Annotated in this window: 17 protein-coding genes; 15 read left to right on the plus strand and 2 right to left on the minus strand. The window is 50.0% G+C overall.

The annotated features are described in order from the left end of the window. The 11 genes from PHH59_RS14130 to PHH59_RS14180 all read left to right on the plus strand — a co-directional run bounded on the left by PHH59_RS14130 (position 1) and on the right by PHH59_RS14180 (position 10302). Positions 1–1218, plus strand: a complete 1218-nt coding sequence (locus tag PHH59_RS14130) for a type II secretion system F family protein (protein WP_300017465.1) — start codon at positions 1–3, stop codon at positions 1216–1218. 201 nt (positions 1219–1419) lie between these two features. Then, the gene (gene gspG, locus PHH59_RS14135; protein WP_300017468.1) at positions 1420–1848 is read left to right on the plus strand and encodes a type II secretion system major pseudopilin GspG; all 429 of its coding nucleotides are present in this window, start codon (positions 1420–1422) and stop codon (positions 1846–1848) included. Between the two features lie 78 nt (positions 1849–1926). After that, positions 1927–2409, plus strand: a complete 483-nt coding sequence (locus PHH59_RS14140) for a GspH/FimT family protein (RefSeq protein WP_300017471.1) — start codon at positions 1927–1929, stop codon at positions 2407–2409. Then, on the plus strand, positions 2402–2824 hold the full coding sequence (locus PHH59_RS14145) for a type II secretion system protein (protein WP_300017474.1): 423 nt from the start codon (positions 2402–2404) through the stop codon (positions 2822–2824). Before PHH59_RS14140 ends, PHH59_RS14145 begins: the two co-directional genes overlap by 8 nt. Beyond that, positions 2821–3540 carry a prepilin-type N-terminal cleavage/methylation domain-containing protein gene (locus PHH59_RS14150; protein ID WP_300017477.1) on the plus strand — a complete coding sequence of 240 codons (720 nt, stop codon included), beginning with the start codon at positions 2821–2823 and terminating at the stop codon, positions 3538–3540. Before PHH59_RS14145 ends, PHH59_RS14150 begins: the two co-directional genes overlap by 4 nt. Next, positions 3540–4550: a type II secretion system protein GspK gene (locus PHH59_RS14155; RefSeq protein WP_300017480.1), complete on the plus strand. Its 1011-nt coding sequence runs from the start codon at positions 3540–3542 to the stop codon at positions 4548–4550. The genes PHH59_RS14150 and PHH59_RS14155 overlap by 1 nt, the downstream gene beginning before the upstream one ends. Continuing rightward, entirely contained in the window at positions 4525–5637 is a 1113-nt protein-coding gene (locus PHH59_RS14160; RefSeq protein WP_300017483.1) for a PilN domain-containing protein, read from the plus strand. The genes PHH59_RS14155 and PHH59_RS14160 overlap by 26 nt, the downstream gene beginning before the upstream one ends. After that, positions 5624–6214: a type II secretion system protein GspM gene (gene gspM, locus PHH59_RS14165; RefSeq protein WP_300017486.1), complete on the plus strand. Its 591-nt coding sequence runs from the start codon at positions 5624–5626 to the stop codon at positions 6212–6214. Before PHH59_RS14160 ends, gspM begins: the two co-directional genes overlap by 14 nt. Continuing rightward, positions 6211–6861 carry a hypothetical protein gene (locus tag PHH59_RS14170; RefSeq protein ID WP_300017490.1) on the plus strand — a complete coding sequence of 217 codons (651 nt, stop codon included), beginning with the start codon at positions 6211–6213 and terminating at the stop codon, positions 6859–6861. Before gspM ends, PHH59_RS14170 begins: the two co-directional genes overlap by 4 nt. Continuing rightward, positions 6854–9022 (plus strand): type II secretion system secretin GspD, encoded by a 2169-nt coding sequence (gene gspD / locus PHH59_RS14175; RefSeq protein ID WP_300017493.1) that lies wholly within the window; start codon positions 6854–6856, stop codon positions 9020–9022. Before PHH59_RS14170 ends, gspD begins: the two co-directional genes overlap by 8 nt. Before the next feature lie 281 nt (positions 9023–9303). Continuing rightward, the gene (locus PHH59_RS14180; protein ID WP_300017495.1) at positions 9304–10302 is read left to right on the plus strand and encodes a GTP-binding protein; all 999 of its coding nucleotides are present in this window, start codon (positions 9304–9306) and stop codon (positions 10300–10302) included. 133 nt (positions 10303–10435) lie between these two features. On the opposite strand, the gene PHH59_RS14185 is transcribed toward PHH59_RS14180, so the two are convergent. Continuing rightward, positions 10436–10636 (minus strand): cold-shock protein, encoded by a 201-nt coding sequence (locus PHH59_RS14185; RefSeq protein ID WP_300017498.1) that lies wholly within the window; start codon positions 10634–10636, stop codon positions 10436–10438. A gap of 738 nt (positions 10637–11374) precedes the next feature. On the opposite strand from PHH59_RS14185, the gene PHH59_RS14190 reads away from it, so the two are divergent. Together PHH59_RS14190 and PHH59_RS14195 are read left to right on the plus strand one after the other, a co-directional pair. Continuing rightward, positions 11375–12835, plus strand: a complete 1461-nt coding sequence (locus tag PHH59_RS14190; RefSeq protein WP_300017501.1) for a HAMP domain-containing sensor histidine kinase — start codon at positions 11375–11377, stop codon at positions 12833–12835. Next, positions 12828–14216 carry a sigma-54 dependent transcriptional regulator gene (locus PHH59_RS14195; RefSeq protein WP_300017504.1) on the plus strand — a complete coding sequence of 463 codons (1389 nt, stop codon included), beginning with the start codon at positions 12828–12830 and terminating at the stop codon, positions 14214–14216. The genes PHH59_RS14190 and PHH59_RS14195 overlap by 8 nt, the downstream gene beginning before the upstream one ends. Positions 14217–14323: 107 nt before the next feature. Here the strand turns inward: PHH59_RS14195 and PHH59_RS14200 are convergent, their stop codons facing one another. Continuing rightward, complete coding sequence (locus PHH59_RS14200; protein ID WP_300017507.1) at positions 14324–14869, minus strand: C13 family peptidase; 546 nt, start codon at positions 14867–14869, stop codon at positions 14324–14326. Positions 14870–14886: 17 nt separating this feature from the next. Between PHH59_RS14200 and PHH59_RS14205 the strand changes: the two genes are divergently transcribed. Both PHH59_RS14205 and PHH59_RS16970 read left to right on the plus strand, forming a co-directional pair. Continuing rightward, entirely contained in the window at positions 14887–15252 is a 366-nt protein-coding gene (locus PHH59_RS14205) for a DUF1778 domain-containing protein (RefSeq protein ID WP_300017512.1), read from the plus strand. A gap of 225 nt (positions 15253–15477) precedes the next feature. Next, complete coding sequence (locus PHH59_RS16970) at positions 15478–15636, plus strand: GNAT family N-acetyltransferase (protein WP_366145499.1); 159 nt, start codon at positions 15478–15480, stop codon at positions 15634–15636. The last annotated feature ends 74 nt before the right edge of the window (positions 15637–15710 follow it).

The following is a 15710-nucleotide window of genomic DNA, read 5'->3' on the forward strand; positions in this document are numbered from 1 at the left end:
ATGCCGCTATTCACTTACAAAGCCATCAACGCCTTGGGCGAAACCGAGGAAGGTTTGCGTGACGCGCCCGATGAGGCGCAGTTAATCGCCGCGCTGCAAGCGGAAAACTATATCCCCATCAAGGTCAGCACCGCCAGCTCCCGCTCGTTTTTGGGCTTTGGTTTAGGTGCGAAACAAAACAAACTCTCACAAAAAGACATTTTGCTGTTCACCGGGGAATTGGCGACCTTGCTGGAATCGGGTTTGCCGATAGACAAGTCACTGATTGTCCTGATGGATTTGACTGAAGACAATGAACGGCTCACCAAGCTGATTTCTAAGGTTCTGGAAAAAGTCAAAGGCGGCACATCCTTGGCGGATGCCTTGGAAATGCAGGCGGGGATTTTCAGCAAGTTTTACCTGAATATGATCCGTGCCGGCGAAGCGGGCGGCGGTTTGGGCGAAGTGCTGAACCGTTTGGGCGAATATCTGGAAAGTTCGCAAGAATTGAAGGACACGGTCAGCACCGCGTTGATTTATCCGGCGATTTTGCTGGTCATGTCGCTGGCTTCGGTGTTCATCATGCTGACGTTTGTGGTGCCGCAATTCACCGAAATGTTTGAAAGCGCGGGCAAAGATTTACCGGTATCGACACAAATTGTCGTCGGTATGGCAGAATGGCTGCAAAGTTATTGGTGGGCCTTGCTGGGCGTGTTTTTCGGCGTGTCCAGTTACATGAAATTCCAAATGGCGGATCCGTTGCGTAAAAAGGTCTGGGACGGGCGGTTTCTGAAATTACCGCTGTTTGGTGAAGTGTTGTTGAATAAGGAAACCGCCAACATCAGCCGCACCTTGGGAACTTTGCTGGGCAACGGGGTTTCCATCATTGCGGCGATGGTGATTGTCCGTGAAACCGTCGATAATCTGGTCATCGCCGATGCGATAGGCGAAACCGAAGAACAGTTGAAACAAGGCAAGCATTTGTCCGATGCCTTGCAGGAAAAAGCCATCTTCCCGAAAATGGCGATGCAAATGGTCAAGATGGGCGAGGAAACCGGGCGCCTGGAAGAAATGCTGCTGCGCGTGGCGAAAATTTATGACAAACAGCTTAGGGTCGCCATCCAGCGGATGCTGGCTTTATTGGAACCGGCGTTGATTATCACCTTAGGCTTGATGATTGCGGGGATTATCGTCTCCATCTTGCTGGCGATTTTAAGCGTCAATGATTTGGCGTTTTAATTTTTACACATTGTCCACGAAAGCCAACAGTAGGCGCGTTAGGCGACACGAAAAGCACGAAAAAACGCAAGGAAATTTTGTTTTGAAGTAATCGTAGGTCGGGCCGCCTTGAATTTTTCGTGCTTTTCGTGTTTTTCGCTTCGCGCTCTACGGGTCGTGGACAATAAAACAATATCAACACATTACATACAGGAACACATCATGAATAAAACCAAAATCCAGCCCCAATCCGGCTTCACCTTGCTAGAATTATTGGTGGTGTTAGGGATCATCGCCATGTTGGCCGGCATCGTCGGCCCGCAAGTCATGAAACACATGGGCGAATCCAAAACCAAAGCCGCAAAAGTGCAAGTTGAAGATTTGTCCGCCACTTTGGATATGTACAAATTGGATTTGGGCCGTTACCCCAGCACCGAAGAAGGCCTGAAAGCCTTGATCGAATCGCCCGACAGCGCCAAACGCTGGAACGGGCCTTATCTGCAAAAAAATAAAATCCCCTTAGATCCTTGGCAAAACGAATACCACTATGCCGCACCCGGCGAGCACGGTAAATTTGATCTGTATTCTTACGGCGCAGACGGCAAGGAAGGCGGCGAAGGCGAAGACCAAGATCTGGTTAGTTGGGAATAATGCCGATAATCTCCGTGCTTTTATATCATTCGCTGCCGGAACGGGTTTGTTACCCGTTCCGTATCGTTTTGAATACTGATGGAAGCGGTAAAATCTAAGGGACGGGGTTGCAAATCCCAGGGCTTTACGCTCATCGAACTGATTGTCGTGCTGGTGATTGTGATTTTGGGTTTTGCCGCAATCGGCATCAGCCTATCTTCCGGGCACGACACCGCCGAAATTAAAGCGGCGGCGCGCGATATTGCCTCGGCATTGCGTTTTGCCCGGGGCGAAGCCTTAATGAACCACGAAGAAACCACGGTCAATTTTGATTTGGAAGAAAATAGCTACACGGTCAGCCACAGGGATAAGGTTTATGACATCCCTGAAACCATCAGCCTGAGCGTGGTCACTGCACAAAGCGAATTGACCGGACAAGGGCAGGGCAATATCCGCTTTTTCCCTGATGGTTCTTCAACGGGTGGGCGGGTGACGCTGGAAAATGAAAAGGCTAAATGGCAAATCGACATCAACTGGCTGACCGGAGCGGCTGAACTCAGTGACACTTTCGATGATGGCTGAAAATAAAAAGCTGGCGCAACAGGGTTTCTCCCTGCTGGAAATCCTGATAGCCTTTTCGATACTGGCGGTTTCCCTGGGCATTTTGCTGAAAATATTTTCCGCAGGCGTCAATACCGCCGCCATTGCCGAAGATTACACGGTCGCGGTGCAATTGGGCGAATCGCTGATGGTCAGGGCGGGGATAGAAACTCCGTTACAAGCCGGGGAAGTGTCAGGGCGCGACAATGACAAATATTCATGGGAAGTGGTTGTCAGCCCGTATCGTTTTAGTCCCGATGATGTTGATGCGTTTAAACTAAAAACCGAGCTGTTTAAAGTCGATGTGGTTGTCAGTTGGGATGATGACGTTGGTAAGGGCAGGAAGCTAGAGTTGTCCACGCTGAAAATACGCAACAAAGAGGAAGCCGCGCCATGAAGCGGATAAAATCGGCCTTGGGTTTTACGCTGATGGAAGTGCTGATTGCCATGACGCTGCTGAGCATTATGGTGGTCTTGCTGTTCGCCAGTTTGAAAATTTGCGCGCAAAGCTGGGAAAAAGGCGAAAGCAAGATGGCTGATGTCAATGAAGTGGCCGTGGTTTACCATTTTTTTCAGCAACATTTAACCGCCGCCAAACCCTTATGGGATGATTTTAGCGTCAAAGAACAAAGGACTTTGGCGTTTCAGGGAGATACACAATCGTTACAATTTGTCGGCGAGTTCCCTGCCAGTGTCGGCAAAATCGGAGCCCAGCTTTTTTCATTGCATTTGCAAGAGCTGGATGACGGTAATGTCATCAACGTCGCTATAACGCCGTTCCTGCCGGTTCCTGACGGGCAGTCATTACCCAAAGAAGAAATCGCCTTGATCAAGCATGTCCGCTCCATTTCCTTGGCTTATTTTGGCCCTGATGAGACCGGTGGGGAGTCCAGTTGGCAGACCCAATGGCTGCAACGGGAAAACCAGCCGCAATTGGTCAAAGTCAGCATCGAATTGGAAAACGCCAGCTATTGGCCGGATATGATTGTCGAATTAAAAGTCGCGGATGCGCCAATAGATGCCGAAGGCAACCAAGCCAACGGGCAAGTGGAAGAAAACGGGCAAGATCCCCAAGATCCGCAAAACCCGCAAAACCTACAGGAGCCTGAATAATGACCGGCTTACTGTCGAGCTTGGGGCAACGCCAACGTGGTTTCGCCTTGGTGTTGGTGTTATGGGTGTTAAGCCTGTTGACGATTATGGCAGGGAGTTTCGCGCTAAGCATGCGGCGGGAAGCGACGATAGTGGCAGGCATCAAAAATTCGGCGAAAGCGTCGGCCTTGGTGGAATCGGGTATCGCCATAGCGGACACCATGCTGCTGGTTCCTGAGCAGGACAAACGCTGGTTGGCTGATGGCAGCATTTACCAAATCAATACCGAAGACGCGTTTACCGGAACGGGCGGGACAGGCGGGCAAATCCGTATCAGGATGTTGGCGGAAACCGGCAAAATCGACATCAATAAAGCCGACCAAAAATTGCTGGAAAGCCTGTTCTTGCAATCGCCTTTGGCGGACGACGAAAAACAGCAGGCGCGGTTGATTGGCGCCATTATCGACTGGCGTGACCAAGACGATTTGGTGCATATTGATGGCGCGGAAAAAAAAGAATACCAGGATGCCAAACTAAGCTACCAACCCAGCAATAAACCGTTCCAGACAGTTGAAGAATTGCGCCTGGTGTTGGGCATGGATGAGGCGACTTATAAATGGCTGCTTCCGTTAATCACGGTGTATTCAGGGCAAGCGCAGGTCAATGCCCAGCAAGCGACTAAAGAAGTGCTGTCGCTTTTGCCTGATGTCGATTTAGCCATGATAGACGATTATTTGAAAAACCGCCGCGAGAGCATCCTGAAGGGCCTGCCGATACCACCGCCACCAATTGCCAATGCCAAAAATGCCCCCTTAGGCGACAATGACGTGCTGACCATCGTCTGTGAAGCGCAGATGGATGATGGCGCGAACGCGGTCATCAGTGCCGTCATCAGGGCGGGCGGGGGGCTAAAACAACCGTTTCAGATTTTAAAATGGCAACATTACACAAGCAACAATGAATCCTTATTTGCCGAGGCAAAAAACGAGCTGGTCATAAAAGAATATGCCGAATCTGAATTCAACCATTGATATTGATTTTAAACGCTTTCTGCGCTGGTGGTGGCGGGAGCTAAGTTTTTTGGTACCCGAAAAAATCAAGCGGCTGGTCAATGACCGGCGGGGATTTGTTATTGTCAGCCCTGAAAATTCGCACTTGATTTTAAGCTACGTCCTGGACGGGCAGATTGAGCCATTGGCGACGCTGGATCGTAACGAATTCGGTATCGCACGGCTTAAAACCTTGCTGAACAGCGATGAAAAATTCAGTAAAGCCAATGTGATCCTGCGTTTAAATGGACATGACGCCATCCACCGGGAACTGGTCTTGCCCGCCGCCGCCAAAGAAAACCTGCTCCAGGTCGTCGCCTATGAGCTGGACCGTTTCACGCCGTTCAAAGCCGGGCAAGTCTATTTTGCCGTCAAGGTGCTCGACACCGACAATGAACCGGGGCAAATCAAAGTCGTGGTGGTTTTGACGACACGGGAATTATTGGATGGCCTGTGCGAAGATCTGAAAGCGATGGACATATCACCGTTGTTCGCTGATTACCAAGGCGTTGCCAACAATTTGGATGACGATTACGGGGCTTATGATTTATTGCCGGAACGGTTCCGGCAAAAATCCGCCAACACGCCGCGTTTGATCCATTCGGCTTTACTGGTTGGTGCAATCTTATTATTAATTACCTCATTGGCCTTGCCGGTTGCTTTGCAATATCAAGCGGTCAACGCGCTGGCGGAAAAAGTCAAAGTCATCGAAAAAGATGCAAAAAAAATCAAATCATTGCAACAGGAAGTCGATAGCGTCATCAATGAAACCCAAAAATTGCTGGACGAAAAACGGGCGCGTCCGGCAATGGTGATGATGCTCAATGAACTGAGCCGCCTGATCAAAGACGACACCTCCTTGGCCTACTTGCAATATTCAGACGGGCATCTGCAAATCCAAGGCGAATCGCCAGCCGCATCGACCTTGATCGGGGTGCTGGAAGCGTCTGATTTATTTAACAATGCCCGTTTTGTTTCGCCGGTAACGCAAAACACCATCAGCAAACTGGAACGCTTCCAGATTACCGTTGACGTAACCCAGGCGGGAGGTGCGCATGAAAATCCTTAAACAGCCGATAAATTCTGAACGTTGGTTGGCGGTCGGTTTGCTGGTGGCTGTCGTGCTTTTAATCGGCGCGGTATTGATAGTCCCATTGGCTGGCAAAGGCATGGAGCTGAATGAAGAAAAGGAAGGCCTGCTGTTTAAATTGCAACAATACCAGCGGATTTTAGCCAAAAAGGACGCAGTGATCGCCAGCATGGATAAAATCAAGCAGCAACATGACGAGCAAGGTTATTTCAACAGCCAACAAACCGACGCGCTGGCTTCGGCGGAAATGCAGAACTTCATCAAAAAAACCATCGTCGATGCGGGCGGGCAATTAAGCAGCACCCAGGCGATTCCGGTCAGCGTCAAAGAAGGTTTCAGCCGCATCACGGTCAGGGTCAGGATGACCGGCAACAGTGATGTATTGCGGGCGGTGTTATATAAAATCGAAACCTCGACACCGTTGATCATTGTTGACCAAATCGACATCCGGCCCATGCGCGGGCGTAGAAGTGTGCTCACCCATAAAATTGAGCAAAGCAATGATCTTAACGTCAATTTTCAAGCAGTCAGTTTTATGAGAAAACAACCCGAATGAACAGCAAATTGGTGACGGTGTTGGGCGCAATCTGCGGCGTGTTGTTGCTGATCATTGTTGGTGAATGGTTTTATGCCAGTTTGAGCCAGCAACAGTTGCTAAATGCCCAATTACCGATTGATAAAAAAGCCCTGACGGATGAAATGCCCCGCATAGACCTTTCGGCGCAAGATGAAGAAAGCTATGCCGATTTAGTCAACCGCCCCTTATTTATTGAAGGACGGAAACCCGTCGTCGAACCGCCACCTGACTCGGTGAAAACGGACAGCGTGGCGATAAAGTTTGATTGGTTCTTGAATGGTGTCTATACCTCAAAAAAGGGTTTGTCCGCACTATTGACCCACGCCACCCCGTTAAAGACGCGCAAAGAGAATTTTCGCCGGATCACGGTGGGCACCCTGTTGGATGGCTGGAAACTCGCTGAAATCAAAAAAGATCGGGTGATATTCATTCTGGATAACGAGCAGAAAGAATTATTGCTACGCAAACCCAAGCCAAAACAATTACCTCCCAAACCGGGTAAAGAGCCGCCACCGCAACCAGGTGAACAACCGGAAGCTGGGCAAACACCCGAAGAGCCGGAAGATCTGATGCAAGAAGAACTTGAATCTCCAGAAGAGCCCATTGAGAATATTGAAAATGAATAATGCCAAAAAAATATTGACCACATCGTGCCTGCTTGCGATGGGGTTGTCGCTGTCCAGTTGTGAATTGCTAGCCCCAAAATCGACGAAGCTGATATCGTTGGCATCGGAGGTCAAACCAACAGGGAATGCCAAAGATGCCGCCGTTTTTAAGGATTTGCAAAATAAGCCAGCCAGCGATACGGTTCGCCCGAAAGCGCAAATTTATCCAGGCACCGACCGTTACATAGGGACTCCCGCCGCCAGTTGGCAATCAAGCCCGGCGGGTTCTGGCAAACAGGGCACTTACGACCTGAATTTTGATGACGCCGATCTTGGCGAAGTTGCCAAAGCCGTGTTAAGTGACAGTCTAGGGTTGAATTATGTGCTCAGTCCTAAAGTCGCCGGCAAAGTGACTTTGCAAACGACGCATCCGCTCACTAAAGACGAATTGCTGCCCACTTTGGAAATGGTTTTGCGCATGAACAACGCCGCGCTGGTCAAAGACGGCAATATTTACCATATCGAACCCGCAGGCGATGCTTTATTCACGTCCGAAATTTCAACGGGTGGCGGCAAGGAGGGTTATCAGACGCGGATCATTCCAGTAAGGAACGTCGCGGTTGATGAAATGGTTGAAGTCATCAAGCCATTAGTCCAGGAAAAAACTATTTTGAATGTGGACGGAACCCGTAACATCATCGTTGCCTCGGGCACACCGGATGAAATGGCGCGGGTCATGGACATGGTCAACACGTTTGACATTGATGTGTTGAGGGGCCGTTCCTTCGGCTTGTTTCCGCTGGTGCATAGCGATCCAGAGTCGGTCATAAAAGAGTTGGAAGAAGTCTTTATCGGCAAAGGCAAGGCCGAAGATTCGGAATTTTTCCGTTTTATCCCGATTGAACGCATGAACGCGGTGATGGCGATCACGCACCAAGGCCGCTATTTGCAGGATATTGAGAACTGGGTGTTGCGGCTGGATAAAACCAATACCGCCAGTGGTGGCGGTGTCAATGTCTATAAGGTGCAACATGCCGATGCCGAAGAATTGGCGGATACCTTGAACGAAATTTTTACCGGCGCACAAAAGCAGGACCGTTCTGCAAAAGTGTCGCCCGGACAAAAAGCCACGGAAATTTCCAACAAAAACCCAGACAGCACTAAACAGGACACGAAAACCGCGTCCAGTAGCAGAAAATCCAAAAAAGACAGCAGTAACCGCCGTAGTTCTGGTGGTTCGGGTGGTACCGCAACCGTCGCCAATGTCGATGATGTCAGGATTATTTCTGACAAAACTAATAATGCCTTGATTATTGTTGCTACGCCACGTGAATATGAGGTGATACTGCCAGTGATCAAGCAACTGGATATTTTGCCGTTGCAGGTGTTGATTGATGCGACGATTGTCTCCGTCAAATTGACGGATAAATTGAAGTACGGGATACAATGGTTTTTAGACCATCAAGGCAGTAGCATCAGCAGTGGTAATGGCAAAGAAGCATTTGGCAGCATTGCCGTCGCCGGAGCCGAAGCTGTTGCTAGTGGAGGCTTAAGTGCCATGTATAATTCTGGCGTAGTCAACGCCTTGTTAAGCGCACAGGCCAGCAAAGGCAATGTCAATATCATTTCATCGCCTTCCCTGATGGTCTTGAATAACCAGGAAGCCAAGATCAACGTCGGTGACCAGGTGCCGATACAAACCAGCTCGACATCCGTTCCTATAGCGGGTGGAAGCAGTGGGGCCACATTAGCTCAATCAAACCAGATACAATATAAAGACACCGGTGTCACGTTGGAGGTGACCCCTAGGGTGAATGCCAATGGTATGGTGATTCTGGAAATCAGCCAAATCGTCAGTAGTGTGGTGACAGACGCGCCAACGACGGGTGTTACAACGACAGCGACCATTAATAAAAAAGAGATAGAAAGTTCGGTTGCTGTACTGGATGGCGAGACTATCGTATTGGGCGGTTTAATTGACAACAACAATACTAATAATAAAGGTGGAATCCCTTGGTTACATGAACTGCCGTGGATAGGGCCGTTATTTGGCAATACGACTAGGGAGAACACCAAAAATGAGTTGGTGGTGCTGATTACCCCACGTGTCGTCAAAAGCAAGCAAGATTCCAGGTTAATTTCCCAAGAGTTCAAGCGTAGGCTGACGGGGATTTACCGCTAACAAAAATACGAAAGTTTTCAACCCTTTGTCGGGGGGGGATGGTTGGGATTGGGGCGGAATTTGAACTCCGTCCGAAATCCGGTGCGGGTCGAATTAGAACGGTTATTCAATTTAAGAATATCCCGACCGACTAAATTCCGGCAATTTCTATCGGAATGACGGGCTTTGGCCGAACAGTTACACTGTCCACTATCGGTGATTGTTTTGTAACCCGGCTAAAGTTGACTGGCTAAAACTGCCAGTTTTCACCTTAGAACGTGTTTTAAAACCCGTTCTTAACATTGAATAAAAAGTCCCTATTGAACAGCCCCGCTTCTGATAACCGCATACCCGTCATCCTGCTCAGTGGTTTCCTAGGTAGCGGCAAAACTACCTTGCTTAACCGCTTATTAGCCCATGCGCCGAGGTCGGCGGTCATTATCAATGAATTCGGTAGCACACCGATAGACCAGCAATTGCTCAGGGAACATAACATGCCGTTAAGTATCTTGACGGGCGGGTGTTTGTGTTGCCAAGTGATAGGATCTTTAACGCCTTTGTTGAAGAACCTGCGTATGGCGTGGGATGCCAGGCCGTCCGACCCAATCCACGGTAAACCATTTGAGCGCATTTTTATCGAAACCAGCGGCATAGCCAATCCTGAACCGGTGTTGGACACTTTGTTGCGGGAGCGTTGGTTGTCCGCCCGTTACCGTTTGGAAGGGATGGTTACGACAGTGTCGGCGGTGAATGGTGCGGAGGTGCTAAGCCGATTTCCCGAGGCGCAGGCGCAAGTGGCCTGGGCGGATACTTTGGTGGTGACGCAGGCCGATTTGGTAGATGACCAAGGCCTTGCCCGATTGCATACGGTTTTGGACAAACTATCACCCGTTGCTAAACGTTTACACGCTGTGCAAGGGGTTATCGGGTCTGATGATCCAGTGTTGTTTCCGCATCGTGAGCGTTTCCGCTTAAAAACGGCGACAGGGAGGCTTGACCATCAGTTTAATAGCATAACTTTGTCATTTGACGACCCGTTGCCTTGGGAGCGTATACAGGCTATTTTAGCGATGATAACCAAGCTTTATGCCAGGTCACTGGTACGGATGAAGGGAATGCTGTACACCCCTGATGATGGGCGTCCGTTGATCATACAAGGTGTCGGTGGCAGGCTTTATCCGCCGCAACGCTTGCCTGTCCGTGCAGGGGATGATGGGCGCGGACGTTTGGTGTTGATTTTTGAAGGTGAAGTGAAGCTGTTGTCTGAAGAAATTATGCAAATGATACCTGCCATACCGTGAAACACTGGCAATCAAAATTAGGAAGTTTGGTTTGAATAGCGTTGATGTGGGATAAGCACTGGTGGCTTAGGGATACTGCGGGGAGGGTGGGAGTGACTGCAACCCGGAGTGTCCAGGTTGCAGTCGAATCGCTTTAGATCAGGGTTACGTCTTCTGCTTGTGGGCCTTTTTGACCTTGAGTGACGTTAAACTGAACTTTTTGGCCTTCGTCCAAGGATTTAAAACCGGAGCTGTTGATGTTACGGAAATGGACGAATACATCAGGGCCGTTTTCTTGTTGAATGAAACCGAAGCCTTTTTCTGCGTTAAACCACTTAACTGTACCTGTTGTCATGTTGGAACCTTAAAAAAATTAAAATAAATAAAGCCTTGTTAGGGGCTGATGGCGCAAGGAAATTTGAGAATTACAGATGATAAACAGGACGAGCATACAGATAAAACATCGTAGAGATAAGCATAACGGTAAAAACAATTTCAAGCTGAAGCCAGAATATAGGCTACGTCAGGTAATGTCAACAATTACTGTCTTAAAATAACTGGGGTCAAAAATAACTGGGGTCAGAGTAAACTTAAACCTCTGCTATACTGTTGATATTTATATCTATCGACTTCGGGAAAAACAAATGGCGAGACTGCCCCCCCGCGTGTCCAATCGAAATTCCCCAGTAAACAAAGGCATGGCACTTGACAGCGAGCGATTTAAAGCGGAAATAGAAAATTTGAGCGGTCGGCGGATGACCGCCCAAAAAATGGGTAGGCCTGTCGGTTGGCGGAAGGAAAGGACGGATCAGTGATATATAAGTTTACTCTGACCCCAGTTATTCCCAGTTATTCGGCTAAACAAGATGTGGGTTAAAATATCTTGGATCGGCTGATTAGCCGGATTTTTGGGTCCAGGGCAGCTTTGGTGGTGGTCAGAACGTGTTTTAAAAGCGTCGCGAGCGGCTCGATTGCAAAGCGCACGGAACACAAGAAACCTGAAAGATCTTTAAGTGACGAAATCACCTTATGCCCATTCCGTAGTGGTTTTGCCCGGTTTACAAAGATATTGAACAGTTTTAAGGAAAACTCAATGAAACCCATCTTATCCCGGCCCGCCAAAACCCGCGCCTTGCTGTTTTTGGGACTATTGTTGATGGCCATAGGCATACTTGGCGGCACCATTTGGCGTAATTTCCATCATTTTGAAAGCGTGTTGTCCTATGTCGATTATTCCCACCGCATCCAAAAAATTTCGGTGGGTTTGCATCAATCGATAATTGGCTATCTGATAGAAAATCGTAGCGACTGGCAACCGATGGTTTTGGCTAAGACATTGGAAGAGATGGAAGAATTGATGGCGGATAAACGCTATTTGTCTGACGCCACCAAAAACCATTTGGCGGAACTTCGGACGATGTTGAAAGACGTCGCCGAACTGGGCCAACTGGAGAAAACCGGGCGTTTGTCGCAAGCCCTTAAGATCATGGACGAAACCCTGGAATATGAAGCCTTGCAACGGGAAAAATCGTTGGAAGACATCAACTTCACCACCCAAAACGAGCTGTATATCGCCTTGGCGATGTTTACGCTGATTTTGCTGGGCGCGATCAGTTTCCTGCATTCGCGCATCCTGCATCCGCTCAATGACTTGAGCAAGTTGCTGGAACGTTTGACCGAAGAAAATTTTACCCCGATCACCACCGACCATCTTGATCCCTTGTTGTTGCCGGTTTTTAGCAGTTATAACGTCATGGTCATCCATCTGGCGGAACTGGAGGAAGCCAAGCGTTTGTATGCGCAATCCTTGCAACGTGAAGTCAGGCTGGCCACCCAAGCTTTGCTGGAGCAGCAACATAGCCTGGCCCGCGCCGAACGCCTCGCGGCCATCGGTGAAGTCGCCGCCGAACTGGCGCATGAGATCCGCAATCCCCTGGCGGGCATACTCATGGCGTTCAACAACTTGCGCCGGGAAATTGACAACCCGCAGCAATGCGAGCGCATGGAACTGATCAATTCCGAACTAAAACGCCTCGCGGTCTTGCTCACCGATATGCTCAACCAAAGCAAGCACACGCCGGAAACGGCAAGCCATTTTGATTTGGCGGCATTGATCCGCGACTTGGCCGCGCTGACCCGTTACCAGATACCCGAAATCATCCAACTGGAAATCGACACGCCTGAACAGTTGCACGTCTATTTGCCGGAAAGCGGGATGCGGCAAATGTTATTGAATTTACTGTTGAATGCCGCCGACGCGCTGGAACACCAGCCGGGTTTGATCCGCATCGAGGTTTATGCCGGTAGCCGTGGTAAAGGCCTGGGCATTGATGTGCTTGATAACGGCCCGGGATTTAACCAGGACATGCTCGATTACGGCATCCGGCCTTTCCGCACCAGCCGCCAACGCGGCACGGGTTTGGGTCTGGCGATGGTGCAACGTTTTGTCAAAAATCTGGGCGGGATTATTAAACTCAATAACCAGCAACCACACGGGGCCTGTGTTACTGTATTGCTACCTGAAGTCTGTTTGCTTGGAGAGCGTCATGATTGAAACACTACTCATCATAGAAGATGAAAAATTACTAGGTTCGGAATTGTCCCGCCATTACCGCCAATTAGGTTGGGAAGTCGTGTTGGTCGATACGCTTGCCGAAGCCAAGTCCTTGTTGACGCAAAAAAACCTCGAACCCTTGCTGGTCCTGTCGGATATGAACCTTTCCGACGGTAATGCGCTGGATTTTATGGAAATCACCAAAAAATATTCCGGTTATGCCGAATGGCTGTTTTTGACCGGTTACGGCAGTGTGCCGGATTCGGTTCGCGCCTTGCGTCTTGGGGCTTATGATTTTCTGGAAAAACCCTGCGATTTGGAACGCCTGGACCTGGTCGTCACCAGCGCGGCGCGAAGTGCCTCGATACAACGGCGTGTCGTTGACCAAACCCGCCAAGGCTACCGGCGTTATTCGCCCGACGCTTATGTCGGCCACAGCCAACAAGCGCAAGGCATACGGCAGATGCTAGGCAAACTCACGCAAGTGCCGTTCAGCGCCTTGATCATCGGCGGCGAAAGCGGCACGGGCAAAGGGCTGGCGGCGCGTATCCTGCATTACGGGGGTTCCAGGGCGCAACAACCGATGATTGAAGTCAATTGCGCGGCGTTGCCGCGTGAGCTGTTGGAATCGGAGTTATTTGGGCATGAGCCGGGGGCGTTTACCGGCGCGTCAGGCCGGCATCGCGGTTTGCTGGAACAAGCCGATGGCGGGACTTTGTTTATGGATGAAATCGGCGAAATGCCGCTGGATTTGCAAGCCAAATTGCTGAAAGCCATCGAAGACCACAAAGTCCGCCGCTTAGGTGGCGAGAAAGAAATCAGCGTCGATGTCCAAATTGTCGCCGCCAGTAACCGCGATTTGGAAAAAATGGCGCAGGACGGCAGTTTCCGTAATGATTTATATCACCGCCTGAGCGTGTTCCGAATCATCTTGCCGCCGTTGCGGGATGCGGTCGAAGATTTGGATGAACTGGTGCCTATCTTTGTCGCCGAATACAACGCCAAAGCGGGCAAGCATGTGAAAGATATTCCTGATGAGGTCTGGATTAAACTCAAAGCCTATCATTGGCCCGGCAATGTCAGGGAATTGCGTAATGTCATTGAGCGCTGTGTGCTGTTCGCTGATGGCCCGATATTTCCGGGACAATGGCTGCAACTGCCGGGTCAACAAAGCAGCAAGCCAGTGCAGGGTGTCCCCGAAGAGACCTTGATGCTGCCTTTAGACGGCAGCATGGCTTTGGAGGATATGGAGCGGTTCATCATCAAAACCGTCCTGGAACGGGTTGAAAACAACCTGACCGCCGCCGCCCGTGCCTTGGGCGCGACCCGCGAAACGCTACGTTATCGGGTGAAAAAATATAATTTGAAGATGGTTGATTAATTCAAAATAGATCAACGACTTAATAGATCAACGACTTAATAGATCAACGACTTAATAGATCAACGACTTAATAGACCAACGACTTAATAGACCAACAACTTAATAGATTAACGACTTCGTTTCTTATCATCTGTACCGCAATGCCGGAGCCGAATTTCCCCGCTTAAGTGATCCAGTTTGGTTTTTATAGACGGGCCTATGGAGAGCTGCGGCGATGAGGCTTCAATATTTTCGCGTTTTTCACGCAGGCCGATGGCGATACGCGCTTGTTGCACGGCGGAAACCAAAGAAAATTCATGGGCAAGCTGGTCTTTGAACACCGCTTCGCCAAAATAAGTGAATGTCGATTTTGTGCCACATCCGAATGAGGTTTTATCGGCTGCGGCGGCGGTCGCCACCAAAGTGTTGTCGTTTGCTAGGGCTTTGATAAAACCACCTGAATAACAAGCGGAAACGATGATGACCCGCCATTTGATTTTGGCATCGTCCAACAGGGTACGCAGTTTTTCGGGAGTGATGTCGTTCAGGGCTAAAGGCCAAAAATTGACCGATAATTCATGGTCTTCCGAACCGTGGCTGGTCAAATACAACACCAGCACATCCTCTACCGCTATTTGTCTACACGCTTTGAATCCCTCTTGGACGATTATCATGCCAACGCCCCAAGCGGGTGTATCAGATTGATGACAATCAGGAAACCGAACCGCAAAGGGATTTTATCTTCACCGACATAAACGCCTTACAAGCCGTGCGGTTTAGGCATTTCATGAAGGACTGCAACGCCGTCCAAGGTGATCCTGGGGAATTGAAGGTGTTGCTTGAACAAGAATATCAGGCCGTCGCCGCCTCCAGCGAGGCCGCACGGCAGACTGTCGAAGCCACCGAGATCATCCGCCTGTCGGTGGAAGACCAACGGCTTTTTGCCGAAAGCATCATCAACCCGCCTGAACCGAACGCCGCCCTGCGGCGGGCGTTTGAAAAACACCGCGAATTGTTCGGTACGGAGTGGCCCCGCCTTTCCGCCTCACCGCCTTGAATGGCGGTCATGACCGTTTGGCATTCGCCTACGGCGAAGAGTCGCTTGACCACTATTTCCAGACGCAAGCCACCCAAAACATCCGCCGCCGCGTGGCGAATTGCTTTGTCGCTATCGAAACGGTGACAGGGCAAGTGGCGGCTTACTACACCATCGCGCCAGCCAGCGTCCACACACCGGATTTACCACCGGAGGATATTAAACGTCTGCCCCGTTACCCCGACCATGCCCGTTGTCAGCATCGGACGGCTGGCGGTAGACCAGCAGTATCAAGGGCGCGGATTGGGGAAGGCACTACTGGCGGATGCCGCCATGAAAGCGATCACCGCGCCCCGGCCTCGTTTGCCTTGCTTGTCCAGGTTTCTTGTGCCCCAGAGGGTATAAAAACCTGAAAGTCAAAACTTGTTTCCCGTCAAGGGCAACGTCGAATTTATGTTTGGCAATGTCAACGCCAATTA

Source organism: Methylovulum sp. (genome assembly GCF_028687615.1).
Lineage (GTDB): Bacteria > Pseudomonadota > Gammaproteobacteria > Methylococcales > Methylomonadaceae > Methylovulum.